The organism is Hymenobacter actinosclerus (assembly GCF_900111515.1).
GTDB lineage: Bacteria > Bacteroidota > Bacteroidia > Cytophagales > Hymenobacteraceae > Hymenobacter > Hymenobacter actinosclerus.
In genome coordinates, this window is sequence record NZ_FOHS01000013.1 from 1 (window position 1) to 1704 (window position 1704).

Sequence of the window (1704 nt, forward strand, 5' to 3'; positions counted from 1 at the left end):
GCCGACGACACGGCCGCTGCCAAAATGGCCATCATGCGCGAGTGCGGCATCCACGTAGTGGATTCGCCCGCCGAAATCGGCGACACCATGTTGCGTGTGTTGGGCGGCAAGTAAGCCACTTGTTTGACATTACGATTTTAGGGGCTGCTTCCGAGAAATCGAGAGCAGCCCCTAATTTTTTTCTATATATTATTAGGAAAGTATAGGGGGGGGGGGGCATTATGTTTGACCCGCTAGCCCGCCCCAGCCGAAAAGCGGATTTAACCGAGTAGGCAACATTTTCATTCGATTTATATGAAAGCGAAAAAGATTTTCATTGGTGCTGTTGCCACTCTAGGACTTACCTTTGGTGTGGTTCATAAGAGTGAAGCTAAGTTTTTGGGAGTCGAATGGGGAAATCAGTTTTGTGACGCTACCACTGGTACACTTCATCAGATAAGAAGATTTTATGTACTCGGAATAGTAACGAGCGAAACAGATGTAGACACCGGGGCAGGCTGCCCAACTTGCGGTTGCTGATAGTCTATATAAAGAGGGACTTCTCCTGAGAAGCCCCTCTTTTCTCTTCACTTAAATTGCAAATAGTCATGAAATTCATAATTCCTATTTTAATTCTATTAGTATTTACACCATTTCATTTGTTAGCTCAGGCAAATAGTGATACAATTAATAGAATTATAGTTCTACCTGACGTTGAAATCAATAGTTCCTCTTCTCAGTTAGTAGTTTGTTCAGGAATAGAAAAGAATAATATTTGGCATGTCTCTGGACCAGGCGGAGGTTATGCTGTAAGATTTAGGCAACCTGTTGCCGGATACCATGAATTACAGAAAATTCGATTACAGCTACATCAACCTAAGAATACTAAAGAGGGGCAAATTCGTATCCGAGTAGCATCAGTTAATACTAATGGCGAACCAGGAAATGATAATATGCTACCTCAAGAGGTAATATTGACAACCAAAATGTTACGTGAATCAAAGCGAAATTTAACTGTTATGTGGCCAGAATCACACGTTGTATCACCAGAAAAAGGATTTTTTATTGTTGTTGAAGGTATTGGCAAAAGTTCTAATGAATATATTAGTAGCGTCGCTGCTCCAAACGATAAAGGCATAAGTCAGTATGTGTTGAGTGGCACTATAAATGGAAGTACTTTCACTCGTCAAGTTCCCATAACATATTTCCCAACTTTGAAGGGGATAAATAGCAGCAATGATAACAATATCGAAAGTTGGTATAAGGATACTGTAACGAAGGGATGGAAACGCAGCAAGAAAGGTGCATCAGTAGTCTATATAGAAGCGCTTTTTGAATAGCACAATAATTTTTTCAAAAAATAGACAAGTGTTTAACGATAATTTTTTTAGATCTTTGCTTTTATCTGCTGTTCCGGTCACAATGGTTTATGTGTGATCAACTGCATAAATAAATCAATATTTATACTTAATATAGACATAAATTTATTTATTGAAATATACAAAAATAAACTCCTAGAGGGTATCGTTCTCTGAATTCAGGAAACTGGCAACAAGAAGCCCGTGGTTGGTTTCATTGCCGGCCAGACCGCCCCCGCCGGCCGCCGCATGGCCACGCCGGCGCCATCGTAGGCGGCGCCGACGACACGGCCGCTGCCAAAATGGCCATCATGCGCGAGTGCGGCATCCACGTAGTGGATTCGCCCGCCGAAATCGGCGACACCAT

At 42.1% G+C, this 1704-nt stretch carries 1 protein-coding gene and 2 pseudogenes; all 3 read left to right on the forward strand.

All coding sequences use genetic code 11. The features are described from left to right. Positions 1-114: pseudogene (locus BMY67_RS19675) on the forward strand (succinate--CoA ligase subunit alpha); the annotation flags it as partial. Positions 115-587: 473 nt separating this feature from the next. Beyond that, positions 588-1319 (forward strand): hypothetical protein, encoded by a 732-nt coding sequence (locus BMY67_RS19215; RefSeq protein WP_143069935.1) that lies wholly within the window; start codon positions 588-590, stop codon positions 1317-1319. A gap of 195 nt (positions 1320-1514) precedes the next feature. Continuing rightward, a pseudogene (locus tag BMY67_RS18680) lies at positions 1515-1704 on the forward strand (succinate--CoA ligase subunit alpha); the annotation flags it as partial.